21 protein-coding genes are annotated in these 26,957 nt (G+C 43.0%); 12 read left to right on the forward strand and 9 right to left on the reverse strand.

What is annotated here, in order from left to right:
• The first annotated feature begins 324 nt into the window (after window positions 1-324).
• From FNW02_RS31725 to FNW02_RS31740, 4 genes are all read left to right on the forward strand, one after another.
• Complete coding sequence (locus tag FNW02_RS31725; protein ID WP_191761420.1) at window positions 325-1,590, forward strand: FAD-dependent hydroxylase; 1,266 nt, start codon at window positions 325-327, stop codon at window positions 1,588-1,590.
• Between the two features lie 579 nt (window positions 1,591-2,169).
• Window positions 2,170-3,051, forward strand: a complete 882-nt coding sequence (locus FNW02_RS31730) for a phytanoyl-CoA dioxygenase family protein (protein WP_191761421.1) — start codon at window positions 2,170-2,172, stop codon at window positions 3,049-3,051.
• Window positions 3,052-3,331: 280 nt separating this feature from the next.
• Window positions 3,332-5,521 carry a transglycosylase SLT domain-containing protein gene (locus tag FNW02_RS31735; RefSeq protein ID WP_191761422.1) on the forward strand — a complete coding sequence of 730 codons (2,190 nt, stop codon included), beginning with the start codon at window positions 3,332-3,334 and terminating at the stop codon, window positions 5,519-5,521.
• 305 nt (window positions 5,522-5,826) lie between these two features.
• Window positions 5,827-5,982, forward strand: coding sequence for a hypothetical protein (locus tag FNW02_RS31740; RefSeq protein ID WP_191761423.1), 156 nt, complete (start codon window positions 5,827-5,829; stop codon window positions 5,980-5,982).
• Window positions 5,983-6,440: 458 nt separating this feature from the next.
• Here the strand turns inward: FNW02_RS31740 and FNW02_RS31745 are convergent, their stop codons facing one another.
• Window positions 6,441-8,276, reverse strand: a complete 1,836-nt coding sequence (locus FNW02_RS31745) for a ShlB/FhaC/HecB family hemolysin secretion/activation protein (RefSeq protein WP_191761424.1) — start codon at window positions 8,274-8,276, stop codon at window positions 6,441-6,443.
• Between the two features lie 364 nt (window positions 8,277-8,640).
• On the opposite strand from FNW02_RS31745, the gene FNW02_RS31750 reads away from it, so the two are divergent.
• Window positions 8,641-13,356 (forward strand): CHAT domain-containing protein, encoded by a 4,716-nt coding sequence (locus FNW02_RS31750; protein WP_191761425.1) that lies wholly within the window; start codon window positions 8,641-8,643, stop codon window positions 13,354-13,356.
• Window positions 13,357-13,413: 57 nt separating this feature from the next.
• On the opposite strand, the gene FNW02_RS31755 is transcribed toward FNW02_RS31750, so the two are convergent.
• Window positions 13,414-14,097 (reverse strand): Uma2 family endonuclease, encoded by a 684-nt coding sequence (locus tag FNW02_RS31755; RefSeq protein ID WP_191761426.1) that lies wholly within the window; start codon window positions 14,095-14,097, stop codon window positions 13,414-13,416.
• A 44-nt stretch (window positions 14,098-14,141) separates the two neighbouring features.
• Window positions 14,142-15,233: a 3-dehydroquinate synthase gene (gene aroB, locus FNW02_RS31760; RefSeq protein WP_191761427.1), complete on the reverse strand. Its 1,092-nt coding sequence runs from the start codon at window positions 15,231-15,233 to the stop codon at window positions 14,142-14,144.
• Window positions 15,234-15,391: 158 nt separating this feature from the next.
• On the opposite strand from aroB, the gene petL reads away from it, so the two are divergent.
• Entirely contained in the window at window positions 15,392-15,487 is a 96-nt protein-coding gene (gene petL, locus FNW02_RS31765; protein WP_191761428.1) for a cytochrome b6-f complex subunit PetL, read from the forward strand.
• 389 nt (window positions 15,488-15,876) lie between these two features.
• Here petL and glsA read toward each other — a convergent pair whose 3' ends face one another.
• A complete protein-coding gene (gene glsA / locus FNW02_RS31770; protein ID WP_191761444.1) occupies window positions 15,877-16,791 on the reverse strand; it encodes a glutaminase A in 915 nt (304 codons plus the stop codon).
• A gap of 110 nt (window positions 16,792-16,901) precedes the next feature.
• Here glsA and FNW02_RS31775 point away from each other — a divergent pair, with 110 nt between their 5' ends.
• The 4 genes from FNW02_RS31775 (at window position 16,902) to FNW02_RS31790 (ending at window position 20,536) form a co-directional block, all read left to right on the forward strand.
• Entirely contained in the window at window positions 16,902-18,416 is a 1,515-nt protein-coding gene (locus FNW02_RS31775; RefSeq protein ID WP_191761429.1) for a thioredoxin-like domain-containing protein, read from the forward strand.
• Between the two features lie 121 nt (window positions 18,417-18,537).
• Complete coding sequence (locus FNW02_RS31780; RefSeq protein WP_191761430.1) at window positions 18,538-18,888, forward strand: DUF952 domain-containing protein; 351 nt, start codon at window positions 18,538-18,540, stop codon at window positions 18,886-18,888.
• A gap of 83 nt (window positions 18,889-18,971) precedes the next feature.
• Window positions 18,972-19,160 carry a DUF4089 domain-containing protein gene (locus FNW02_RS31785; RefSeq protein ID WP_191761431.1) on the forward strand — a complete coding sequence of 63 codons (189 nt, stop codon included), beginning with the start codon at window positions 18,972-18,974 and terminating at the stop codon, window positions 19,158-19,160.
• Complete coding sequence (locus tag FNW02_RS31790; RefSeq protein WP_191761432.1) at window positions 19,157-20,536, forward strand: AtzE family amidohydrolase; 1,380 nt, start codon at window positions 19,157-19,159, stop codon at window positions 20,534-20,536. The genes FNW02_RS31785 and FNW02_RS31790 overlap by 4 nt, the downstream gene beginning before the upstream one ends.
• A 28-nt stretch (window positions 20,537-20,564) precedes the next feature.
• On the opposite strand, the gene FNW02_RS31795 is transcribed toward FNW02_RS31790, so the two are convergent.
• The 4 genes from FNW02_RS31795 to FNW02_RS31810 form a co-directional block, all read right to left on the reverse strand.
• On the reverse strand, window positions 20,565-21,071 hold the full coding sequence (locus tag FNW02_RS31795) for a GNAT family N-acetyltransferase (protein ID WP_191761433.1): 507 nt from the start codon (window positions 21,069-21,071) through the stop codon (window positions 20,565-20,567).
• Complete coding sequence (locus FNW02_RS31800; protein WP_348535481.1) at window positions 21,068-21,628, reverse strand: GNAT family N-acetyltransferase; 561 nt, start codon at window positions 21,626-21,628, stop codon at window positions 21,068-21,070. Before FNW02_RS31800 ends, FNW02_RS31795 begins: the two co-directional genes overlap by 4 nt.
• 121 nt (window positions 21,629-21,749) lie before the next feature.
• Window positions 21,750-23,255 (reverse strand): bifunctional metallophosphatase/5'-nucleotidase, encoded by a 1,506-nt coding sequence (locus FNW02_RS31805; RefSeq protein ID WP_191761434.1) that lies wholly within the window; start codon window positions 23,253-23,255, stop codon window positions 21,750-21,752.
• A gap of 109 nt (window positions 23,256-23,364) precedes the next feature.
• Window positions 23,365-23,526 (reverse strand): hypothetical protein, encoded by a 162-nt coding sequence (locus FNW02_RS31810; RefSeq protein WP_191761435.1) that lies wholly within the window; start codon window positions 23,524-23,526, stop codon window positions 23,365-23,367.
• 32 nt (window positions 23,527-23,558) lie between these two features.
• On the opposite strand from FNW02_RS31810, the gene FNW02_RS39115 reads away from it, so the two are divergent.
• Window positions 23,559-23,756 carry a CU044_2847 family protein gene (locus FNW02_RS39115; RefSeq protein ID WP_348535482.1) on the forward strand — a complete coding sequence of 66 codons (198 nt, stop codon included), beginning with the start codon at window positions 23,559-23,561 and terminating at the stop codon, window positions 23,754-23,756.
• 40 nt (window positions 23,757-23,796) lie between these two features.
• Here FNW02_RS39115 and FNW02_RS31815 read toward each other — a convergent pair whose 3' ends face one another.
• Window positions 23,797-24,375 (reverse strand): transposase, encoded by a 579-nt coding sequence (locus tag FNW02_RS31815; RefSeq protein ID WP_191761436.1) that lies wholly within the window; start codon window positions 24,373-24,375, stop codon window positions 23,797-23,799.
• Window positions 24,376-24,542: 167 nt separating this feature from the next.
• On the opposite strand from FNW02_RS31815, the gene FNW02_RS31820 reads away from it, so the two are divergent.
• Window positions 24,543-26,948: a GH116 family glycosyl hydrolase gene (locus tag FNW02_RS31820; RefSeq protein ID WP_191761437.1), complete on the forward strand. Its 2,406-nt coding sequence runs from the start codon at window positions 24,543-24,545 to the stop codon at window positions 26,946-26,948.
• Window positions 26,949-26,957: the final 9 nt, after the last annotated feature.

Here is a 26,957-nt window from a genome sequence, read left to right on the forward strand (position 1 = left end):
CTTAACTGCCTCTCTCCCGGTCAATCCTGTGGATTGATGTAGTTAAGGGACGTTTTGTTTTTGTCTCGCAATTCCTCTCATCACCTCCCTTGCGGGTAGGTGAGAGGCTCCTTGCTGTTCAAGCTGAAATTAAATTTTCCTTATGAGCTAAAGGGAGATTTTAATACAGAAACTAAGCTGCTCAGTCAAAAAGATGCGTTGGCGTAGCCCGCCGCAGGCATCGCTTCGACTCCTGGGTTTAATCTATTGTTTAGCTTTCCAACTTGCTTAAGGGAGCGCGATCGCGTAAAAATAATAGTTAAGATGCTGTAATTTATCTTTACAATGGCGCGATCGCAGCTTGAGCAAATTTCCCCGCAACAGACACCGCAAGATTTGCGGGGACATGAATACGACTTGGTAATTGTCGGCGGTGGAATTATTGGGTTAACTCTAGCCGCTGCCTTAAAAGATTCTGGCTTGAGTGTACTGCTGATTGAGGCGAAAGTGGCATCAGCAGCGGTAGCCAAAGGGCAAGCCTACGCAGTTCACATGCTTTCGTCGCTAATTTACCAAGGAATTGGCGTTTGGGACAAAATACTGCCTCAAATCGCCAAATACTACCATGTTCGCCTTTCTGATACTGATTATCCCGAAGTAGTGGAATTTGCCACAGCGGATATAGGCAAACCAGAATTAGGTTATGTGGCGGAACATCAAGCACTATTGCAGCCGTTACAAGAATTTGTGCAAAGTTGTTCAAATGTGACTTATCTATGTCCGGCTGAGGTAGTAAATACGCAGTACCAAAAGGACATAGTAGCAATAGATATCAAAATTGCCGAGCAGTTACAAACAGTCAAGAGTAAATTACTTGTAGCAGCAGATGGAGCGCGATCGCCCATTCGCCAAGCTGCTGGCATTAAAACACATGGCTGGAAATATTGGCAATCCTGTATTGTAGCATTTGTTAAACCAGAAAAACCCCACAATAACACTGCTTACGAAAGATTTTGGACTAGCGGGCCGTTTGCTATTTTACCTTTACCAGGGAACCGCTGCCGAATTGTGTGGACAGCCCCCCACGCAGAAGCACAAGCTTTGTGTGCATTAAATGATGAGCAATTTTTGGCAGAATTAAGCCGCCGTTATGGCGATCAGATGGGTAAGTTGGAATTACTAGGCGATCGCTTTATTTTTCAAGTGCAACTTATGCAAAGCGATCGCTATGTCCTCCCTCGATTAGCGTTAATTGGTGATGCGGCGCACAATTGCCATCCTGTTGGTGGACAAGGTTTAAATTTGGGTATTCGGGATGCTGCTGCTTTGGCACAAATAATTCAAGCAGCACACAATACGGACGAAGATATTGGCAATATTAAAGTCCTCAAACGCTATGAACGTTGGCGTAAGTTGGAGAACCTAACAATTTTAGGATTCACCGATTTGTTAGATCGGATGTTTTCTAATAACTTTCTACCTTTGGTAGTAGTTCGTCGCTTGGGTTTATGGTTTTTGCAGCGAGTACCTGTACTAAAAGTGTTTATGCTCAAATTGATGATTGGGTTGAAAGGGCGTACTCCAGAATTAGCGAAGAGACGTTACATGTAACGTTTCTACAGGGTTTCGGGTTTTATTTATGTACTTCATTTACCTGAAATCTGCTGTATATGTATATATTTACCAATCTGATGGCTGAAGCGATCGCTTTGATAATTACTCAGTAGTTTTAGAGAATATTTATAAAGTAAATCTTAACTTTATCAGGTGGATTATTGCGGAGCATAACGCCCAAAAAAAACTGAAATTGATAGCTTATCGAACTAGCTTGACTGCTTTAATCACACTTGAGATAGATGCCAGTAATTAGTATTGCAAGAATGTTATTTAATCTTTATCAAGATTAATATTTTTCAAGACTAAATAAAAACACTCAACGTAAATTTGAAATTTATTACAATATTAACTACTTACTTATAATAATCTACTTTTAGAAGTATTTTCTAATTTAGCTAAACCAACTAAAGTAATAGCCGATAATCACAAAATATCATCGAATTAGTTTAATGAGATAAACAATTAGACATAAAACTATTAAGATTAAGTAAATTTTTAATGTCTTAATTAAATAATGTTTTCTCAACTAGCTAGTAATAATATTTAGTTACATACAAATAACTTCTAAACAAGATGAAGGCAATTATCAAAAAGGCTGGTAATCGGATCTTAGAAAACCTTTATCGAATTCCATTGTTGAGTAATACGGCTGATCTTGCTTATCAAGCAGCAATGACGAAACATGTTGATACTCTACCTATCCTTTCAAACACTGACTTGAGCTTAGTTGAAACTCTTAAAGCTGAAGGAATTATTGTAACTTCCTTAGCATCACTTTCAATTACCTCAACTCCGCAAATGTTGGAGTCAGCAAAAAGCTTGATGCTAGACATTCCAAAAAGCATTTCTAAAAATAAGAATGAATTCATTATTCATGCTACCTCTGAGCAAATGATGGAACACCTAGAAATTTTTCTTTGGGGACTCCAACAACGTTTACTCAATATTATTGAGACTTATCTTGGTTTACCAGTAGCCTATCATGGCTCTTATTTTCGTAGAGATATCGCTAATCAAGTCCAAAAAAAATCAAGGTTGTGGCATTTAGATAAAGAAGACCGAAAAGTATTGAAAATTATTATTTATTTAAATGAAGTAAATGATGATGGTGGCCCTTTTCAATATATTCCCCAATCTTTTTCTACAAAAATTACTCGCTCTTTAAGATATAACTATGGCTACATCCAAGACAAAACTATGCAACAGGTTATATCACCATTAAATTGGAAGTCTTGTACAGGCCCTTCTGGCACTGTAATTATTGCTGACACTGCCAATATCTTCCATCGGGGTAAAATACCTATATATTCAGATAGATTCACAATATTTTTTGACTACACCTCTAGAAAACCAAAACACCCATTTTATTGTCAATCTTCTCTAAATCGAGAGAGTTTGCAAATAATTGCTCCGAAAGTTTCCGAAAATCAAAGACGGTGTATTTTCTGGCGATGAAATCGGAGTTAAGGCGAGTGTGGATACTAAAAATTTGCCTGTAGTTACAATGATGTATGTTCAATATCAATTAAACGTAAGTCTAAAATCTTTTATTGTATACCGAAGATAGATGCAATGGGATCAAGTTTGCGGCAAAAGCTAGGCGCTGGCAACAGTAGGGTTGAAAATTAGAATTTTTCTACATAAAATTAATAATCGAAAATTAAAAATTTCTAACACTGACGGCCAGGAGTGCTAGAGTTTCAGGAAATTGATCGGAAATTTTCAGCGGGTATCAATGCTGAAGAAACTACAGAAAAAACAAATTTCTATAATTGCTGGTGCGGCACTGTTTGCCTTTTTAGCTGGGGCAATGGTATCTGCCCCTGGGATTGGCAGATCCTTGGGGCAATGGCTCAAAATTGGTAAAAACCAGTCTGAGCAAATATCTGAGGCACACAAAGCCAAATCAGCCGTATTTCCACTGGTATCACAATCCCTGCCAGAACGGGCAGCCAAACTGGCAGCGATCGCCCAATCGCGATCGCCAGACCGGGAACGTGCCCGTTATCTTTTGGCGAGTGATTACATTGAAAGAACACAAGCAAAAAAAGCGCTAAGTTTACTGGAAGGTCTGGAAAAAGACTATTCCCTTTTAGCGCCCTACATTTTGCTCAAACAGGCGCAGGCACAGGACATGCTGGGTGAAGATGGCAAAGCCTCAGATCTCAGGCAACAAGTACTGAAACAGTATCCCAAAGAACCTGCCGCAGTTAAAGCCTTGTATCTAATCGCACAACCGAAGCAACAGGAACAAGCGATCGCCCAATTTCCATCTAATCCCCTTACCTGGGAGATTATCCGTAAACGGTTGCAAGATAATCCCAATCAGCCAGAATTAAAGTTAATTTTGGCAACACATGCCTATGACCAACCAGGCATAGTGGGCGTGTTGGATCAGCTGGTCAAACAGCCTAACCTCCAACCCGAAGACTGGGAAATCATTGGCACAGGCTACTGGGAGAACAATCAATTTCGCAAAGCGGCGACTGCTTACGCTAGAGCACCCAAAACAGCCCGTAATCTTTACCGTACTGCACGGGGGTTACAGGTGGGAGGCAAAGACCGAGAAATTGCGATCGGTACTTATAAACTATTGGTGCAGCAATTTCCCAAAGCCAAAGAAACCGGGACAGCCCTACTGCGCTTAGCAGAAATGGCCAAAACAGGCAAAGACGCCCTACCTTATCTTGATCAGACAATCAGTCAATTTCCTGAACAAGCTGGCACCGCACTGGTACAAAAAGCCAAAATACACCAAACCCTCAAGGATCAAAAGTCAGCTAACGCAGCTTGGGAATTACTTTTGGCTAAGTACGGAAATTCTGATGAGGCGGCAGAGTATCGCTGGAAATTAGCTCAAGATAAAGCCAAAGCCAAAGATTACGTAGCTGCATGGCAATGGGCAGAACCAATTACCACCAACAACCCCAATAGTATTTTGGCTCCAAGAGCAGGCTTTTGGGTGGGTAAATGGGCAACTGCACTAGGGAAACAACAGGAAGCTCAAACTTCCTATGAGTATGTGATTAGTCAGTTTCCCTACTCTTACTATGCATGGCGAGCTGCGACAATTTTGGGGCTGAATGTCGGCAACTTTAACGACGTTCGCCAAATGAACCCGGAAGTCATCGCACCCCAGCGTCCAGTACCTACCGCTGGTTCTGAAACCTTTAAGGAATTGTATTTGCTAGGTCAAGACCGCGATGCTTGGTTGCAATGGCAAACAGAATTTAAAAACAAAATGCAACCAACAGTGGCAGAGCAATTTACCGAAGGGTTGATGCAGTTGGCAAGGGGAGAAAATCAATCAGGAATTGACAAAATATCCAAATTGGAAGACCGGGAAACACCAGAAGAACAAGCTCAATATCAAGCTTTGAGCAAACAGAGCACTTACTGGCAAGCCCGTTATCCATTTCCCTATTTGCAGCAGATTGAAAAGTGGTCTACTGAGCGCCAACTCAATCCCTTGCTAGTTACCGCCTTGATGCGTCAAGAGTCACGCTTTCAGCCTAAAATCAAATCTGTTGCTGGTGCTACTGGCTTAATGCAGGTAATGCCGGATACAGCTAAATGGATAGCTCCCCAAATCAAGTTGGACAGCAAAACAATTGACTTAGAAGATCCTAACGACAACGTGATGCTAGGTACTTGGTATTTGGATCATACCCATCAGCAATATAACAATAACTCCCTGTTGGCGATCGCCAGTTACAATGCAGGCCCCGGCAATGTCTCTAAGTGGCTACAAAATCTCACTAAAGAAGACCCAGACGAATTTGTCGAAGATATTCCCTTTGATGAAACCAGAAATTACGTGCGTCAAGTATTTGGTAACTACTGGAATTATCTCAGACTTTACAACCCTGAGATTTCCGCCATAGTGGCAAAATACTCGGCTCAACAACCAAAGTTGCCGCAGTGATGTTGTTGAGTTGGGCAGGGGGGCAGAGGTCTACGGCAGGAACCCCCAACGCGGGACGGGGGGGCAGAGGGGCAGAAGAAATATATTTTACTGGACTTACGCAAAAACCCTCTCCAACTCTTACAGAACTTACGCACTTAGATCCCCCAACCCCCTTCAAAAGGGGGCTTTATAAATTCCCCCCTTTTGAAGGGGAGCCAGCGCGGTCTTCTCTACTTTGAGGCTGCGCCAAGGGGGTTTCCACGCCACTCCCCACAACGGATAGCGCAGCGTAAAGCCTTCTCTTCTCCTATCGGAGACACTTCGTGAACGAGAGGCTTCGCCTTAAGCGAAGCCATGCCGCAGGCTTTACGGCATGGCTTCTCTTCGAGAGGCTTCGCCAACGCTTAGAGCGAGTCTTGTCTGCGACACGCTGCGCGAACGAGCGTCGGGAACCTCCGCAAGGGGGTGGCTCCCCATGAGCGACTGGCGTGGGCTAGGGGAGATCTAGGTTTCAGCCTTCAGTGCGTAAGTCCTATCTTATTACTTCTGTGCGTTCGCGTAGCGTGTCGTAGACAGACGCTCCGCGAACGTGTCCTTTGCGTCCTTTGTGGTTCGTTATTCCATTAATTTGCGTAAGTCCTAATTTTAGAATGCAACAACGAGCCTTTGATATTCGTGAACGAACCTTTGATATTCGTGAATGAACCTTTGATATTCGTGAATGAACCTTTGATATTCGTGAACGAACCTTTGATATTCGTGAGCGAACCTTTGATATTAGTGAGCGAACCTTTGATATTCGTGAACGAACCTTTGATATTCGTGAACGAACCTTTGATATTCGTGAACGAACCTTTGATATTCGTGAACGAACCTTTTCATATCGCAGATTATGCCCCTCTGCCCCCCTGCCCCCCTGCCCCCTTCCCTTCCGCTCCTATGGTTGATAGCGAACACTAAAGTAAAAACCCTCATCCTGGGCGTTATTACCCCGATCGCTTAGTTCGATAAATGGAATTCCGTAATCGAGCCGCAAACTGAGGCGATCAATTCCCATAGCTTGATTCCACAATAGTCCTAAGCCTGCACTTACAAGAAATGTTTGATTGGGTAGGTTGTTGGGGTTATTAGACTGATTCCATACGGCTCCCATATCCAAAAATGGCGCAAGCTGAATTGTGGGTAATCCTGATGCATTACGTAGCACTGTTATCCGATCTTCAACTGCGAACCGAAATCCATTATCTCCAGAGCGGGCATTTTGTCGATATCCCCTTACAGACTGTCCGCCGCCAATGACGAATTGCTGGGAAGGTAGTAGGCTATCTGGTGTGAGCTGCAAGTCTGCCTGGATGAGCAATAAATGATCGTCACTGAGTAGCTGTACGCGCTGTACTTGTCCTAGCCAACTGAAAAAGCGTCCATCAGGGATTGGGTCATCATTGATGGTGGCATCAAATAAATCAATGCCAAGATTAAATTGCGATCGCAGTAACCATGCACCTTGAGGTTCGCGCTTAACGTAGTCTTGACCAAACTTAATCACACTGGTGCGACTAACCCCGTTTTCGTCTGGGCCAATGCCAAAAGGGGTTGGAAGTTGATCAAACAGAAAAGTCTGACCATTTTGATAGGTAAATCCTAAAGAAAGAGCAAACTCTTGTCTGGGCGATCGCACTAACGGTTGTCGATAATTGATTTCGTATAAATCCTGATCTGCCCGAATTCCTAAATCATCAAATGCTGGCTCAGTGATTTCATTGCGATTGGGTGCTGCTCTAATCTGTACCTTCCCATTCATCGCGTTAACAGGAATCTGATAACTGAAATCAAAGACATCAGAACCACCTGAAAGCGAATGGTAATAAGAGCCTGCTAACTCATCGCCCATTCCAGTTAAGTTGCGATGGCGTAGTTCAATACCCAATCTTTCAGCACCAATGCTAGGAGGCGAATAGTTATCTACACTCAAGCTACTAACCAAAGAGTTAGCCTCTTCAACTCTCACAATAAGCATACTTTGACCAATCTTACCTGTTGGACGTAAACTAGCTTCTACGTTGTCGAACAGCGGATCGAGTCGCAGTAGTTTTAGTTGTTCTTCGAGCTTACTTGTATTAAAAGGGATACCGACACCTAGTTGAATTCGATTGCGAATATAAGATGGATTTAATCGTCGCGTTCCTTCGATTTCAATCTCAGTCAAACGTCCTTCGAGCACACGAATGATTAAAATATCTTCTGTAGCACCAGGCGGCTGAATGTATGGAATTGCTCTGGAATTGATATAGCCTTTATTCAGATAAAGCTGGGTAACGGCATCTGCGGCTTTTCTAATTTCTTCTAAAGTCAAATCCCGTTTTTCAAAAGGTTGCACAGCGCGATTAAAGTCATTTTCATTAAAAACCGTACTATCTAAAACCTGAATTTTACGAATACGAATGCGATCGCCAAGGTTTTGTGCAGGTTGATTAGGGTTAGTTATTTGGGAATTGGGATCTAATGTTTGTGCTATGAGATATTCTGAGTGATTAATATTGTGGTCAAAATTAGATATAAAAATATCACGCTCGCTTGCTGTTGCTCTTAGTCCATTGACAGTTACAACCCAGAGCACATGTAAAATTAGCAAGCCGCACTTAAAGCTGAAACTGTAATTACTATGTTTAGTGTTTTCCAGACTCCGCCAAGTATCAAATTGATGAGATAAATAGACAATTCTTTGCCGAATCTGAGCTTCAGCCTTAACAACAGTTTCCGTTCCTTTTCTCATTTCATCTCAACAGAGTGCTTTGCTAGATCCCCGACTTATTTAAGAAGTCGGGGATCTGACCGACAGGGATCTGACCAACACGCACCACTAGTAGTTAACCAACCCCAAAATGACGGGTGTAGGTCGGGAAAAGGTGACAAGAAATAAACCTTCCCCCTTATCCTTTTCCCAGCCAAGTTTACTTAGCAAACAACTAGCTACGATTTTTAAGTATGCTATGGGTGCATAGATATCTGAATATCATACTTTTGACATTCCGATTTAAGAAAATTTGTAACTAAAAAATAATTAACAGCGATCGCTTCTAAGTGAAAGCCCTGAACATTATATTCTGTTAACAGGTTAAAAACTTGTGAGTATTTCCATGTCACCACTGATTTCCATTGTCATTATCAATTACAACCGGGAGTCTTACATTGAGGCAGCGATCGCCAGTGTCTTAGAGCAGACATGGCAAGACTTTGAGTTGCTGGTTTGGGATGATGGCTCTACAGATGGAGCAGTGGCGATCGCCTATGAGTATGCTTACGACCAAGTTAATGGAGTCAATAGCTCACCAGATTATGTTGAAGACTATGATTTATGTCTGCGACTTTCAGAAGTTGCTCAGGTAGAGCACGTCAGGAAGCTATACTACCACCGTATCCATCCAAGTCATGTCTCCCAGCAATGGCAGATGGAACAGATTTTGCGATCGTCGCAGCAAGTAATTACTCAAGCACTCCAACGCCAAGGACTCGCCAACCAGTATCAAACCGATGTGATGTCCACAGGTCACTTTATCTTACGGCGCAAACCCTTATCCTCGTTTCTAGGCTCCGCCTCTGGCGTTTTGAATAAACTAAAGCGGAGCCTCAACACCAGCATTCCCCAACTCAGCCGGAGAATGAGCAGTGTTATGGGATATATTTGCCTAATCGGAGCCATGAATAGTGGATTAGCCCAAGCACAGCAAATTATTCCCGCTACCGATGGTACAGGCACAATTGTCACTCCCAATGGTAATCGGCTCGATATCAATGGCGGTAAGACTTCCAGCGATGGAATTAACCTCTTCCATAGCTTTGAACAGTTTGGGATTAAGTTAGAACAAATTGCCAACTTTCAAGCTAATCCTGCTCTCCAGAATATCCTTGGTCGGATTACAGGCGGGAATGCCTCTATAATCAATGGCTTGATTCAGGTAACAGGTGGTAGCCCTAACCTCTATTTGATGAATCCGGCAGGATTTATTTTTGGCTCAAATGCTAGCTTAAATGTCCCCGGTGCTTTCACCGCGACAACAGCCAACGGTATTGGTTTTAACAACACTTGGTTCAATGCCATCGGTGCTAATGATTACACTGCCTTGGTGGGAAACCCCAACGGATTTGCGTTTACTATGAGCCAGCCAGGGGCGATCGTCAATGCTGGCAATTTGGGGGTAGGCGTTGGCCAGAGTTTGACTTTATTGGGTGGTACTGTGGTGAATACTGGGCAACTCTCAGCACCCGCAGGACAGATTTTGATCACATCCGTACCAGGGCAAAATTGGGTGCGTCTTAGTCAGCCAGGAAATCTCTTGAATCTGGAAATTCAGCCCCTCGCCTCTAGTAGTAACCAACCCAACAACTGGACAATTCCCATTACCTCTCTACCTGAATTACTGACGGTTGGTAACACTGGGTTATCTGCTAACCCAGATGGAACTGTGCAACTGACGGACTCTACCACGATTCCCACTACTGCTACTACTATTGTTGCTGGCAAAGTTGATGTATCAAGCCAAACAGGTGGTGCAGTGAATATTTTCGGTCAACGAGTCGGGGTAATTGGTGCCAATATTAACGCCTCTGGGACAAATGACGGCGGTACTGTGAGGATTGGCGGCGATTATCAAGGTAACGGAACTGTCCCGAATGCGGAGCAGACTTATGTTGACTCCAATTCCACCATTTCTGCTGATAGTAATCTGAGTGGCAACGGGGGACGTGTGATTGTTTGGGGTAACGACACAAACTATTTTGGTAGCATTTCTGCTCGCGGAGGCACAACAGGGAATGGCGGTTTTGTCGAAGTATCGGGCAAAAACTTCTTGACCTTTAAGGGACAGGTAGATACTTCAGCAGCTAATGGCAATGGCACTTTATTGCTTGACCCTAGCACGTTGACTATTCTTGATGCCCCAGCAGGCTCAGGTGATTTTAATGCTATGCCTGTTAATGTTCTGTTTGGGCGTCCAAATAGTGGAGCTAACACGATATCGTGGGGAGCGATCGCAAATCTAGGGTTTAGCACAAATATCAACTTACAGACCACAGGAAATATTACGATCAATCCCATCACAGGAGCGACGGTTGGAGTAACTACTCCTGGTATGGCTACATTAAATTTGGGTGGTGGTAGTTTTAGCCTGACCTCAAACAGCGGTTCTGTTATCTTTGCCAAGCCTACTGACACAATTCAGACAAACGGAGGAGCTATTACCATTTCAGGAAGCAGCTTATACTTGGGAAATTTCAATACAAGCGGTGCTGGTATCAATAGTGGTAATGTCAACTTGTCTGCGAGTAACGGTAAGATAAATGTCGGCGATATTATCACCAGTAGTAATGGCTACGCTCCTGGAACGGTAAATTTAACTGCCGTAGACAATATCCACACGAATAATATTAATTCTTCTTCAAATGATACGGGTGGCAATGTAGTAGCAACAACCACTAACGGCAGTATTAATACAAGATCAATTAACTCATCTGTAGTCAAGACTGGAGGTGGCAGCTTTACAGGTACAGGTGGTGCAGTTAGCTTAACTGCCAAAGACCGCATCATCGTTAATGGTGCTATTGATGCTTCAGTAACCGCGACTGGAGTCGATGGTACTGCAATTACTACAGGTGGCAACGTCACCCTCCAGACTAGTAATCCTGCTGGCAGCATTATTCGGTTTAACAGTATCAACACTCAGGCAATGACGGACTTTAATGGCACTAGCACTGTTAAAGGTGGCAATGTGCAAGTGTTAACGAACGGACTAGTTCAAGGAAGAGGAGCGATCGCTGGTACGGGTAATACAATCGCTAGTGGTGGAGTGTTTAATTTTATTGATGAGCCAGAAAGTAGTAGTGTTAGCTTTGCACCTCCCGTAGGCGGTAACATCACAATTCAATATGATGGAGGAGCAAAAAATAAACCGTTGATCATAGGTAATGCTATTAATGGCACAGTAGGGACAATTAATGCTGGAGGAAGTTCAAATATCCCTCTAGGTAGCAACTTTCCAGTCTTGCCTAATAACGGAAATGCCAGTGGCACTCCAGGCGGCATCACTATTACATCTATCAACACCCCGCCAACACTGACGACATTACCTTTGACATCCAATGCTCAACCCAATCAACCTTTTGTCTTCACATTTAATGCCAATACTAACGATGTCAATCTAGATAGAACGTCCGTTGTCATTGATAGGATTTTGGCAGGAGAACTGAGGCGAGACAATACCGTTTTAGTCCCTGGAAACACAATAGTTTCTGGTGAGACACTCAACTATACACCACCAACTAATACTACAGGACTAATTAATGCTTTCACAGTTAGAGCTAGCGATCGCGTTTCATCCTCAGCACCCATACAAATAGGAATCAACGTCAGTTCCCTTCCTGCTCTCCCTCCTTCTTTTTCCACTCCTCCTACCTCTACTCCTTCTCCTACCTCCACTCCACCAGATATTTCTTCCTGCACATTTCAATGTGTTCAAAATCCCGGTATACCGCCTGTCACCATTTCCACTAAGACTGATGTCACTATTCTTAATATCGATTACAATCCCGAACTTAAGTTCACAACTAGCATTGCAGAACATTTAGACATATCCATTCCTGCGATTAAAACACTAGATGATGCTAGTGAGATTGCTCGCCAAATTGAGAAAGCTACTGGTGTTAAACCTGCATTTGTTTACATCAGTTTTGTACCTGTAGAGATTCAACCAGAGGCAAATTTAGGCCAAGCTAAATCTACTAAACAATTGAATCCCATACTAGAGCAAGATAGCGACCAACTAGAACTAGTGGTAGTGACTGGAAAGGGTAAGCCCATACGCAAGCGCATCTCAGAAGCAACGAGAACCAAAGTTCTGGATATAGCTCAAGAATTTCGCGATGAAATCGTTAATCCCCGAAACCGTAGCCGCACCGATTACTTAAGTTCATCTCAGCAACTTTATCGTTGGATTATTGCACCGCTAGACGCAGATTTACAGGCGCGAGGAATCAACAATTTGGTTTTTCTGCCAGACGTTGGGTTACGTTCAACCCCAATGGCTGCTCTCCACAATGGTAAAGGGTTCCTGGTGGAAAAATACAGTATTGGCTTGATGCCCAGTCTCAGCTTGACTAACACTTTATACAGCGACATTAAAAAATCCGAGATTTTAGCGATGGGGGTTTCTCTAAGTACTCAAGGTCAAGTGCCTTTACCAGCAGTTCCCATTGAGTTATCAACACTGGTGTCCAAACTTTGGCAAGGCAAGTTGTTGTTAGATAAGCAAGCCACCCTAGACAATCTCAAAGTTTTGCGCCGCCACCAACCTTTTGGGATTATTCACATGGCAACCCATGCTGACTTTTCCACTGGTACTTTGAGCAACTCCTATATTCAACTTTGGGAGGACAAGTTGCGCTTAAACCAGATACGACAGTTACGGTTAAATGATCCCCAAGTCGAAATGCTAGTGCTGAGTGCTTGTAGAACAGCCTTGGGAAATAGAGAAGCAGAGATTGGGTTTGCAGGTTTAGCTGTACTAGCAGGTGTAAAAACCAGTATTGCCAGTCTTTGGTCGGTCAGCGATGCTGGTACAGCAGCATTGATGACAAAATTTTATGAAAGTTTAAGGACAGCTCCCATTCGGGCAGAAGCTTTAAGACAGGCTCAGGTGGCTATGGCCAAAGGGGAAGTTTACGTCAAGAATGGTCAGATACAAGGTTTGAGAACAGTTAGGAGTTTGTCTTTGCCTACTGAAAGTGTTAATGAAACTGAGCAATCATTATCCCACCCTTATTATTGGGCAGCTTTCACAATGGTGGGCAATCCCTGGTAAATAAGTTTCAGATCCCCGACTTCTTCAAGAAGTCGGGGATCTGAATCAGGCTGATTTTTACGAATTAGATGGTATTTTCGCCTTTTGAAACACCTGCTCAGCAGTAAATTCTAATCCTTCAAATAGGATATCTGTGAGTATTTCTGCTCCCATATAAGTTTGTGGTGCTGCATCTGGGTAAAAAACAGTAATGCTTCTGGCTTTAATATCTACTACCCACACCCGCAGCACCATAGCATCTAAATAGTCTTTGGCTTTAGCTGTTATTTGTCCAAACGTTTGTCCTGGTGAGAGAGTCGTAGTCTTCTCTACGAGAGGCTTTGCCAAGGCGGTTTCCGCCGTTAGCGTAGCGGTAGCGAGTCCTCGAGCGTCTTGCGAACTCTCGAACCCGAAGGGCGAAATAATCTCAATTACCAAATCGGGAGGAACAGGACAAGCTTCGTTCTCATCCCAGTTTGCTGGTAAACGTTCATAAGAAATGTATAAAATATCCGGTGTTGGCATCCAATCTTTCCCCCGCCGAGTTAATGCAACAGCCCATTCTGGACATACTTCTCCCCGTCCCTCACAGCATTGCTCAATCTGATTGAGTAGGACGCGGGTAAGCTTAGCGTGAAAAAACTTTGGGGACATTTTGGGAATTGCCTGACCATCAACGAGTTCGTAGGTGATATCTCCCTCGCCTGGTGGAAGATTCAGAAACTCTTGCAAAGTTAATTGATTGTTGGCTTGGAGGATCATGACGCAAAAAAGCGGCTAGCTTGTTTTAATTTTAATTGGGTCAATTACATTCCCTGCAACACTTGCCGGATGATATCCGATGGCACATCATCGGTAACTGTCACTACACCAATTTGTGTCGGCAAAACAAACCGTACTTTACCCGCTTTGACTTTTTTATCTAACTGCAAAGCCTCAATAATTGCTTCTATATCCACCCCATCTGGTAACTTAACTGGTAAACCCGTTTTTTGAATGAGGGCGTTTTGACGTTCGGCGTCTTCCTTTGTCCACATTTCCAAATTCACAGCAATTTGCCCTGCTGCTACCATGCCAATGGCAACTGCTTCACCGTGGTTTACTAAACGATAACCAGTCAAGCTTTCCACTGCATGACCGATGGTATGACCATAGTTGAGAATTGCCCGCAGTCCTGCTTCTTTCTCATCTTTGCCAACTACATCAGCTTTGGCTTGACAAGAGCGCGTTAATATACTGTTTACTAGTTCGGCTTTTACGTAGCGAAGTTGGTCGAGGCGTTTACTCTGTTCCAATTGAGTAAACAATTCGGCATCCCAAATCACGCCGTACTTGATTACCTCTGCCATTCCTGCCTGAAATTCTCGCATAGGCAGAGTTTTCAATACTTCTGGGTCAATTAATACTAGACGCGGTTGATGGAATGCTCCAATCAAGTTTTTACCGTGGGGATGATTCACGCCTGTTTTGCCACCAATTGCCGAATCCACCATTGCTAAAAGAGTGGTAGGCACTTGTACAACATTGATACCCCGTAGCCAAGTTGCTGCTGCAAAACCAGTCATATCACCAATTACGCCTCCCCCCAAAGCCACCATTGTGGAAGAACGTTCGAGACGGTTTTCCAAGGCTGCATCGTAGAGCTTTTGAATTGAGTTGAGGGTTTTGTAGCGTTCACCAGGTGGTAGAGTGCAGCTAGCAAATTCAAATCCAGCAGATGTCAGCGATGTTATTGCTCTTTCGCCATAATGCCTAAAAATCGTCGGATTAGAAACCAGTAGTACCTTTTTGCCTAGATTCAGACTAGCCATCTGTTGACCTAGTTGATCTAAGCTTGCAGGTGCAATCGCAATCTCATAAGATTGCTCTGGTAAATTTACATTAATTACAGAAGTCATTAGCCAACCCCAAACAAGCACCCGTGCGCTGGTATTCTATCGCAATCTTGGCAGGGGGCAGGGGTGCAAAAGAATAATTCTCTTTCCCAATGACAAATGACCAATGACCAATGACTAATGATTCAATAGATTTAGGAAGTATTGTGGAGAAACAATAAATGTTTGGAGTTATAGCTTATATCGGCTTTTTGGGTTTATTCTTTGGTTTAGCTGTTGGATTGCTGTTTGGTCTACGTGCTGTCAAGCTGATTTAACAGTAAACAGTAATCAGTAAACGGTAAACAGTAAACAGTAATCAGTAAACGGTAAACAGTAAACAGTAATCAGTAAACGGTAAACAGTAAACAGTAATCAGTAAACGGTAAACAGTTATCAGTCAAGATAATTGGGTTTAAGGGGGTGCTCACTTCTAACTGAAAACTAATAACCCAAAGCCGATTAGTGGCAGGCACTATCCGACGGATTTAAATCCCCCAACTGTTTACTGTTTACTCTTTACTGTTTACTGCTCAAGATGGCAAGTTAAGCAAAGATACGAAAACTAATAACCCAAAGCCGATTAGTGGCAGGCACTATCCGACGGATTTAAATCCTCCAACTGTTTACTGTTTACTCTTTACTGTTTACTGCTCAAGATGGCAAATTAAGCAAAGATACTCAATTCTAACTTTTGCGCTAAAGCCTCAACAAAGGCAAGCCCCGCTACAGGATTACTCACTGCATCCAAAGTGGGACTGTAGCAGGCGATCGCTCCTTCACCTGGTACTATTGCTAAGAGTCCACCACCAATCCCAGATTTCATCGGTAGACCAATCTTGACGGCAAACTGAGCAGAAGCTTCGTACAGCCCACAGGTTAACATTAGGGCGTTAACAATCCGGCGGTGCTGTGATGACAAGGAACTATTTTCACAAGCTAGAAGTTTTCCCAGTCGGGCTAAGTCTTCAACTTTTCCAGATAGACAGCATATTTGCTCGTATGTGTCAAGTGCTGTTTCACTATTTTCTAGATGCCCGATTTCAGCAAGATAATTTGCGATCGCTTGATTAGCTGGGGAACGTTTTGAGCGTACTGAAGTCAGCATTACTTCATCTAACTTTAGCTGACAAAGAGCTAATTGATTGAGCCATTGACAAAATAAAAGAGTGCGTTGACTAGCGTCTTTTCCTGGTAACTTATCCGCCAGGGTAATTGCTCCACTATTAATCATCGGATTACGTGGTCGTCCGCGATCGGCAATTAGCTGTTCTAAAGAGTTGAATGGTGCATCTGATGGTTCAACACCAACCCACTGAAAAACCGCTTCTGCTCCTAGATGTTCTAGCAAATAAAGCAGAGAAAATGTCTTAATAACACTCATTAGTGGGAACACACGCTCTGTATCCCCAAAATTTATAGTTTGCCCCGATTCACAGCAAATGTGAACTGCAAACCAACAGGGATCAGCCAAAGCTAATAGTGGGATGCGAGCAGCAACTTGTCCTCGTTCAGCTTGAATTTTAGCTTGTTGTACCCAAGCCGACAACTCTTTAGTAGTTAGTTTGTCAAATCCTTTCACAAAAGATGCAACCACGTTAAATTACTAAACATAATTTACCTGTCTTAATTACGAATTACGTTAGCGCAGCGTTAGCGACGCAGGAGCGTCATTACAAATTACGAATTATTATGACTCCCCGTGTTAGAGCGCCAGAATTACCACAAAATTACTCTTGGCTAAATACTGATAAATCCTTGTCTCTGAAGCAACTCAGAGGTAGAGTCGTCATCTTAGACTTTTGGACATACTGTTGTATCAACTGTTTGCACATTCTGCCAGACTTGAAATATTTAGAACAAAAATATAAAGATAGTCTGACCGTTATTGGTGTCCATTCTGCCAAATTTGACAATGAAAAGGAAACCGAAAATATCCGCCAAGCTATTCTGCGCTACGATATCGAACACCCTGTTATAGTTGACAGCGGTTTCCGGGTTTGGCAAGAGTATACAGTGCGTGCTTGGCCGACGTTGATGATTATCGACCCCGAAGGTTACGTGATTGGCTCTGTCTCTGGTGAAGGAAATCGTGATGCTTTGGAGCAGCTAATTCAACAGTTAATTCAGCAACACCAAGATCAGGGTACGATTAATTTTCAAGAACTCAGCTTGACTTTAGAAAAACAGCGCCAACCATTAATTACACCCCTGGCTTTTCCTGGTAAAGTTCTGGCTACTCCAGCGGGTTTATTCATCGCTGACTCTGGACATCACCGCTTAGTTATGAGTAGCTTTGAGGGCGAAATTTTGCATTTAATTGGTACTGGAAAATCTGGCTTAACCGATGGTGCGTTTTACGAAGCGCAGTTTTTTGCACCGCAGGGAATGGTGTTTGATGCAGATAATCAGATTCTCTACGTTGCTGATACTGAAAATCATGCTCTGCGACGAGTTGATTTGAAGCGTCAGGTAGTGGAAACCATTGCAGGAACGGGTGAGCAAAGCCGTAATATTCGCCCTCATGACGGTGCTGGTTTAGAAACCGCGCTGAATTCTCCTTGGGATTTGGTGAAAGTGGGAAATACTTTGTTTATTGCGATGGCGGGGCCTCATCAAATTTGGCAAATGGATTTGGAAACTGGTGTTATCAAAACTTATGCTGGGACTGGTGCAGAAGCTTGCGTTGATGGCTCACTTACTGAATCTGCTTTTGCTCAACCCAGTGGTATAACTAGCGATGGACAGGAGTTATATATTGCTGATAGTGAGGTTAGCTCAATTCGCGCTGTGGGATTGGTGGAACCGCGTCAAGTTAGAACTGTTTGCGGTAGTGGGGGTTTATTTGGCTTTGGTGATGTTGATGGACAGGGTGAAAATGTGCGATTGCAACACTGTTTAGGAGTAGAATACGCTCAAAATTATTTATGGGTAGCAGATACTTACAATCACAAGATTAAATTAGTTAGTCCTAGTGGCAATTGTCAAACAGTTTTGGGCAATGGTTCTGCGGGTTTGCAAGATGATCAAGGTAAGAATAGCCGTTTTTTTGAACCTTCGGGATTGAGTGCGATCGCTTCATCTTTATACATTGCTGATACTAATAACCATGCCATCCGCTGCGTCGATTTGGATACTTTTGAGGTGAAAACTTTGGAATTTCTTAGTTTGTGTGCGCCAGATGTTTGTATTCCGCCGAATTTATAAAAGGATGATTTCACGCAAAGGCGCAAAGGCGCTAAGAAAAACTCTGTGTCTCTGCGTGAAATTTAAAAGAAAATGTTGTTTGGCGAGGCTTTAATATTAACTGTAAGTTCTAAACATCTCTATGAATACTATTCTCCACATCACTCAACGTCAACAATGGGAACAAGCAAAAAATATTGGCACATATCGCGGGGATACGCTGGATACTGAAGGGTTTATTCATTGTTCAAAGGCAACGCAAGTAGTCAAAGTTGCAAATAGATTCTTTCTTAATCAGAAGGAATTAGTGTTGCTTTTTATTAAAGCTGATACAGTTAAACCTGAAATTCGTTATGAAGGTATCGAGGAATATGAACTATTTCCTCACATTTATGGGGAGTTGAATATTGATTCTGTGTATAAGGTGATTGATTTTGAAGTTGGGGAAGATGGTTTGTTTGAGTTGTCGCAAGAAGTTGTAGATTTGGAATAACGAACCGCAGAGGAGCCAGTGCGTTGCGCGGGTTCCCCGCGTTGTAGCAACTGGCGTCGCGCAGAGGACGCGGAGGAGGAGAGATGGAAAGTCAGGGGTTTGATGTGGGTGAGCATGTTGAGCAGATGGCGTTGTTGTTGGATTTGCAGTTAAGGGATGAGGATCGTGATGGGGTGGTGGCGAATTTTGAGAGAATAAGAGCGATCGCACAACTAGTAAACTCTTTTCCCCTAGTAGAGGAGGTTGAAGCTGCACCAGTGTTTGAACCATGAATGATGCTGTATCTATAGCTGCTGCTGTGCGGGAAGGTAAAGTTAGTACGGTGGAAGTTACTAAATCTGCGTTAGCACGAATAGCCGCGCGGGATAATGAACTTAACTGTTTTACGGCTGTGACTGCTGAGGCGGCTTTGACGGATGCAGCACGGATTGATAGGGAAATTGCTCAAGGTAATAACCCTGGTGTGTTGGCTGGTGTACCTTTTGCGGTGAAGAATCTCTTCGATGTTACTGGTTTAATAACTTTAGCAGGGTCGAAAATTAATGCAGACAATCCCCCAGCTACTCAAGATGCAACAGCCATAGCAAAGCTGAAACAAGCTGGTGCTGTGTTGGTTGGTGCTTTAAATATGGATGAGTTCGCCTATGGGTTTGTGACGGAAAACTCTCATTACGGTGCTACTCACAATCCTCATGATTTAAACCGAGTTGCTGGGGGTTCATCGGGTGGTTCAGCGGCGGCGGTGGCTGCTGGGTTGGTTCCGCTAACGCTGGGTTCTGATACTAATGGATCTATTCGCGTTCCGGCTGCTTTGTGTGGGGTTTTTGGTTTTAAGCCAACTTATGGGCGGTTGTCTCGTGCTGGAGTAGCATTATTTTCTAGTAGTTTTGATCATATTGGGCCTTTTGCTCGTTCGGTGCAGGATATCGCTACGGTTTTTGATGTGCTTCAGGGAGAAGACGATCGCGATCCAATTTGTACAAAACGTCCACCTGTAGAGACGTTACATGTAATGTCTCTACATCAAGATATCTCTGATATCAAAATTGCCATTGCTGATGATTATTTTACCAAAGGTGCAGAACCGGAAGCATTAGCAGCAGTGCAAAAGGTAGCAGATGCTTTAGATGTGACTGAGTACGTAACAATACCAGAAGCACACCGCGCTCGTGCAGCCGCTTTTGTGATTACAGCTAGCGAGGGTGCAAATCTGCATTTAGACAAATTGCGAGTGCGTCCCCAGGATTTTGATCCAGCTACACGCGATCGCTTTTTAGCAGGGGCATTAATTCCCAGTAGTTGGTATTTGCAAGCACAACGCTTTAGAAAATGGTATCGCGATCGCGTCCGTGAAGTCTTTCAAAATGTCGATGTGATTCTTGCGCCAACTACACCAATTTCTGCACCGCTAATTGGACAACAAACGATGATTTTAGACGGGGAAGAAATTCTTGTTCGTCCTCATTTAGGGTTATTTACTCAACCTTTATCTTTCATCGGCTTACCCGTTTTATCAGTGCCAATTCAGCAACAAAATGCTTTACCTTTGGGTGTGCAATTGATAGCAGCCCCCTATAATGAAGCGTTAATTTTACGTGTTGCATCTGTGCTAGAAGCGCGTGGTGTAGTTTCAGTAAAAGTATTATAATTGCTAGTAAAATTTGAATAGCTTAGTGTTAAACTCCAGCAAAAGCAGGTGGATAAATAACCTTACCCTTGTACCTTTCCTGATAGTTTTGTAGTGGTTTAACCATAAAGACATCTTCTGGAACCAGAAAGGGAGACTCGATTTGATAATCAACTGATGGTTTGAAGCCAAAGCGAGTATAGAAGTGAGGATGACCAAGAACAATTACCATCGCTTCTCCTCTTGCATTTGCTCTTTCTAACCCTGCTTCTACCAATTTGCTACCAATTAAGAGCCTTTGAAACTGTGGAGAAACAGCCAGAGGTGCTAAACCAAGTACCTGTAAAGTTTCTTCACCTACTAAATCGATGTAACTGAAAAGAATGTGACCTACTACAATACCTTCAACCTCTGCAATCAATGATAATTCTGGAATATAACGGTCATAATGACGAATTTCCTCCACAAGTTTAGCTTCGTTTTCCTGCCCAAAGGCTAATGTATTTACCTCAGCTATTGCTGGATAATCTAATAAAGTTTCACTACGAATGTTCATGATTTCAGTATCAATTCCATAAAAATCCAGTTTGCTCGATATTCTAAAGGAATCTCTTGTTTTTCTAAATACGGTTCGATATGTTGAAAGCCAAATACACGATAAAGCGCTTGGGCTTCTTTTGCAAATGGAGCGCTGTCTAAAAGAATCTTTGAGTAACCAATCAAAGAAGCTTCATTTATAATAGCTTCTAATAATGCTCGACCTATTCCTTTTCTCCGAAATTCTGGTTTTACATACATCCTTTTTATTTCACCAACATCTTCACAAATCTTTCGCAAACAAGCGCAGCCGGCTACTTGTTCCTCATATTGTCCTAACAGCAAGCATCCTGTTGGCGGAACAAATTGATGGAGTTGAGTCATGTATTGCTCTAAAAATGTATTAACATCAAAATTGATATTCAATTGACGGCTAAATATTAAGTTAGTCTCATTCAAGTACTCTAAGAACAGTTCGCCTATATGAGATTTATATTCTTCAATCTCTGCTGATATAATTTTGAGCAAATATACCTCCGCTAAATAATTCAAAATATAGGAGCGATCACTTGACACTTAAGACTATAGCTACGAGGTCGAATATCATCAAAATGCTAATTTTTCTCAATCAAAGTAAGGTAGAGATACAACATTGTTGTGCCCCTATGCGTTCCAAACATATTTTAGGTATGATAGATTATTTTACAATCTGAATAGCAGTTGCTTGGCTCTTTAACTGGTCAATCACAGCAAAACGAATATCTCGTTTTTCAGCAATCAGCTTAATCCCTGGTTGTTGAAGATTTAAGAAATCTAATCCTTTTTCTTTACCACTGATTAAAAAGTCATTAATAGCGACTTTGTAATTTTTTTTAGAGTCAAGAAGTTGACCGTTAATTAACCAATTTCCTGAACTTGTTTCTTGGGTAACTTTGGCTGTTTGCAGATAGCCACCAGAGCCTTTATTAGCTTGTCCTTGATCTAAAACTCTTTTCAACAACGCCCCATTTATTTCTATCGCCGCAATTTTACCCCCAAAAGGCAGTATGCGAATTACATCGTACTGGGTAATCGGGCCTGGTGGAATTACATCATCAATGCGAATTGAACCGCCATTAAATACGGCTAAATCTGCATTTTGTACTTCTTTCAACATCGCCTCAGTAATTAACTCTGTCATTTTTGTAGATTTATTGCGGACGCTAGATTCTAAACCATCTAGAGCAACTGGCATTTTTACAACTTCCTGCTCCGGCTCAAAACCATTGGCGCGAAACGCCTGATAACCTCTTTTAAGCCATTCCTTGACTACCTTTGCAGTCTTGGGTTCATCGGGAATCTTTTCGGTAATCGGCACAAGTTGGGAATTAATCTGGAGATTGCGTTTTGTAGTGTCGTAGCTCAATTTGTGAACGTACACTGTACGGGCATTTGCATCTGCTTTAAAAATCGGTGTAAAATCTCGACCCCGCCATTGTTGAATATTTTCGTGTTCGTGTCCACCGAGAATAATATCAATTTCTGGTACAGTTTCCGCTAATTTGTGATCATCTTCAATTGATAGATGGGTAATAGCAACTACGATATCAACTTTACCTTTGAGCGCCTGAACCTGCTGTTTAGCTGTTTCAATCGGATCAGTGAAACTGACGTACTGAGGCTGATTACTATTAAGAGTCACACCAATTAATCCTACCCTGACTAAAGCACCGCGATCGCCTTTAACATTTAATACTAGCGATCTAGGAACTGCTGTGAAAGGCTTCCCCTTACTATTTGATACATTACTGGAAACCCAACGAAAGCGAGATTCTTGCAATCGTTGGTAAAATAAGTTCTCCGGCAAATCAAACTCATGATTACCAAAAGTTGCATAGTCCAATCCTAAAGCATTCATCACAGCTACTATCTGCTGACCTGCCAAGGGTGTACCGTTAACTTTGGCAGTTCCTAAAGCCGAAGGGCTAAAGAAATCCCCAGCTAAGACAGTGTAGGTGCGAGGGTTTTCCTTGTAAAGTTGTTGTCGTAGGGTAGCTACACGCGCCAAACCTCCACGTGTTCCCCCCTCGACAGGAGTTATTTCGTAAATGTCATTGAGTTGCAGCAGGTTAATATCAACGATTTCCGCAAGTACAGGAGTCGCTAGAGTGACTGTTGCTAAAACCTGTAAAACTACGCTGCATCCCTTCTGGATAAGTTTCATATTTAGCTTTGAATACGAAAGCAGTGATCGCCCTTTACTCACCATAATTAACTTACATTGTTTTATTCTTTACGAACGTACAGCATTAAACACAAAATTATCCCATTTTTTACCATTTGAGAATAAGCGATCGCTTTTCACTCACGATGATTGACCCTTGTATCTCGGTTGTTGCAGTTCTGAGCACCAAATTTTCTTCTAAAGGTGGAAATTCTGTTAACAAATCAATAAATGCTTGTTGTTGCAAAAGTGTTTTTAAAGCTTCAGCCAACTTAGTTGTATTAACTTTCCCTTTAAGTCAAGATTGAGGAAGTTCACCATCAAATTCGAGCTTATACTAAATATGCCATTGGCGCTTTTAAAAATTTAGGTGCAGATGAAGTCGAAGAGGTTACTCTAAAGTTTGGCTTGAAGATAGGCAGAAAAACTGGTATACCTTTCGTGACTGAAGGTTCGGCGGAAAGTAATTTTGAAATTGAAGTGAAGTGTAAGTTTTCTTAGAAGAAGTAGGGGCAAGGCATTGCCGTGCCCCTACAATGATTTAAAAAGGGATATCGAACAGGAATTTGTAATCATCAGGATTCTGCTGTGAATTGTCTGGATCATCTGCCCACCTCTGAGGATTGTCTAGGATATATTGTCGAATGTGATCCAAAGATTTCTGATCTCGGCTAATGTGTTCGTAAAAATTGCGTTGCCAGATTGATTGCCCTTTGGTGTGCCAAATAACATTAATGCTTTTGCTGACAGCGCTTTTATAGCTGCCAATTACGGTTGGAATAGAACCTCGCACAGGTTTGCCAAATTGTTCTCTTGTATGGGCATGGCAATGCCATGCCCCTACAGACGTGTCAGTAATTACTAATATCCCATGTAGATGATTAGGCATTACCACAAAAGTGTCTAATTCAATGTGCGGAAAATGATCGGGAATTGCCTCCCAACAGTTGAAGGCAATATGACCTAAATAATTTAATTGCATTTTGCCCTTGACCACATTGCCAAATAAACATTGCCGCCCGTGTGTGCAAAGCGTAATAAAATAAGCTCCTGGTTGAGTATAGTCATATCCTTTTAAGCGAATAGAACGACGGCGGTGTTTTCGTGGATCGTAAGGCATTAATTTATAAGTACGGTTATTTGGAAATTGTGTTTATATTAACCTGTAAATTTTCATCTAACGTAGGGGCATGGCATTGCCATGCCCCTACATCGTTGCGCCCCTTGAGAAAAATCACACATCGCGCTAGTCTTCATTGACGTAACTGCACGCTGTAACATTAGGCGATGACAAATCAACCCTCCCGAAAAATTCCGTCTTGCACTTGGAATCGTCCCATCGGTCTAGGCTGGGATAAGCCTTATACCGTCCGCTACGCAAGTAATATCGATGATGGCCCTTGGCATGGTATGCCTTTAGGTGGCTTTGGTGCAGGTTGCATCGGTCGTTCTTCACGGGGAGATTTTAATCTGTGGCACATTGATGGCGGTGAACATATCTTCAAAAACGTCCCCGCCTGTCAATTCAGTGTATTTGAGTCTAATGGTGCATCTTCCCAAGCCTACGCTTTGTCTACGCAAGCGCCAGAAGATGGCACTCTCAAAGCTTGTCACTGGTATCCGACACTTCGCGGTACAGAGGGGACGGGCAATTATCATGCGCTATATCCCCGTAGCTGGTTTGTGTATGAAAATGTATTTCAAGCACAGTTGACCTGTGAGCAGTTTTCCCCTGTTTGGGCAGGCAATTACCAAGAACCTAGCTACCCTGTGGCGGTGTTTCTCTGGAATGCTCACAACCCTACAGATGCACCTATTACTCTTAGCATCATGCTCACCTGGCAAAATATGGTGGGTTGGTTTACTAACGCTGTTAAATCCCCTGAAGTGCGGGTGCGCGATGATGGTAGTCCGGTTTACGAATACCAACCACGCTGGGGCGAAAGTCAAGGGAATTATAACCAGATTGTTGAAGAGACACAACAGTTTGGTTGTGTTTTAGGTCGGGTTGGTAGTGATACTTTGCAGGAAGGGGATGGGACTTGGTGCATTGCTACGCCGAAACATCCGCAGGTAGAGGTATTTCACCACACTCGGTGGAATCCTGTTGGTACAGGTGAGGATGTGTGGCAAAACTTTGCTCAAGATGGCTCTTTGCCTAATTATATAGATGCAAATCCAGCCGTAGAAGGTGAACAGTTAGGGGCTGCGATCGCAATCCGTTTTACTCTCCAACCAGGGGAAAATCTAGAAATCCCCTTTGTCCTGGCTTGGGATTTCCCGATTACAGAATTTGCCGCTGGGGTTAACTATTATCGCAGATATACAGACTTTTTTGGTAATAGTGGCAATAATGCCTGGGCGATCGCATCTACTGCTCTACAAGAATATCAAAGTTGGCGATCGCAGATTCAAAACTGGCAACAACCCATTCTCGACCGGGAAGACTTACCCGACTGGTTTAAAATGGCTCTATTTAATGAGCTTTACGACCTCACCAGCGGTGGTACTCTCTGGAGTGCTGCCTCAGAACTTGACCCCATCGGTCAGTTTGCAGTATTGGAATGCTTAGATTACCGCTGGTATGAAAGTTTAGATGTGCGATTATATGGTTCTTTTGCCCTACTGATGCTGTTTCCCGAACTGGAAAAATCGGTGATGCGGGCATTTGCAAGGGCAATTCCCCAAGGTGATGATACTCCCCGGATAATTGGCTATTACTTGACAATCAAGGCAGAAAGTCCGATCGCAGTTCGTAAAGTCGCAGGCGCGACACCCCACGATTTAGGCGCACCCAATGAACATGTTTGGGAAAAAACTAACTATACCAGTTATCAAGACTGCAATTTATGGAAGGATTTAGGTAGTGATTTCGTATTGCAAGTATACCGCGATTTTCTGCTCACGGGTGCTGACGATGTGGAATTTTTAACAGACTGCTGGGATGCGATCGCTCAAACTCTCGACTATTTGAAAACCTTTGACTTAGATGGCGATGGTATTCCCGAAAATTCCGGTGCGCCTGATCAAACCTTTGATGATTGGCGGTTACAGGGCGTAAGTGCTTATTGTGGTGGTTTGTGGTTAGCAGCGCTACAAGCAGCGATTGCTATCAGTGAAGTTTTATTAATGCACCGCAGAGGTAACACAGCGGAGTTGGCGGTGCAAAAATCCACTTATGAAGCTTGGTTAGAACAATCTCGCCCAATCTACGAGGAAAAACTCTGGAATGGTCAATATTACAAACTCGACAGCGAGAGTGGTTCTAATGTGGTAATGGCGGATCAGTTGTGCGGACAGTTCTACGCCCGACTACTGGATTTACCAGATATTGTATCGAGCGATCGCGCCCTCTCTGCCTTGAAAACTGTATATGATGCTTGCTTTATGAAATTCTGCCAAGGTGAGTTTGGGGCTGCTAATGGTGTTCGTCCCGATGGTTCACCAGAAAACCCCAAAGCGACTCATCCCTTGGAAGTCTGGACGGGAATTAACTTTGGGCTAGCGGCTTTTCTAGTGCAAATGGGAATGAAGGATAAAGCATTTAAGTTGACACAAGCTGTAGTCAAACAAATTTACGACAATGGGCTGCAATTTCGCACACCTGAAGCTATCACCGCTGCTGGTACTTTCCGTGCTAGTACTTACCTGCGAGCAATGGCAATTTGGGCAATTTACTTAACTATTAAGTGATAGCGTATC

The sequence above is a fragment of the Komarekiella delphini-convector SJRDD-AB1 genome (assembly GCF_014831675.1).
Taxonomy (GTDB): Bacteria; Cyanobacteriota; Cyanobacteriia; order Cyanobacteriales; family Nostocaceae; genus Komarekiella.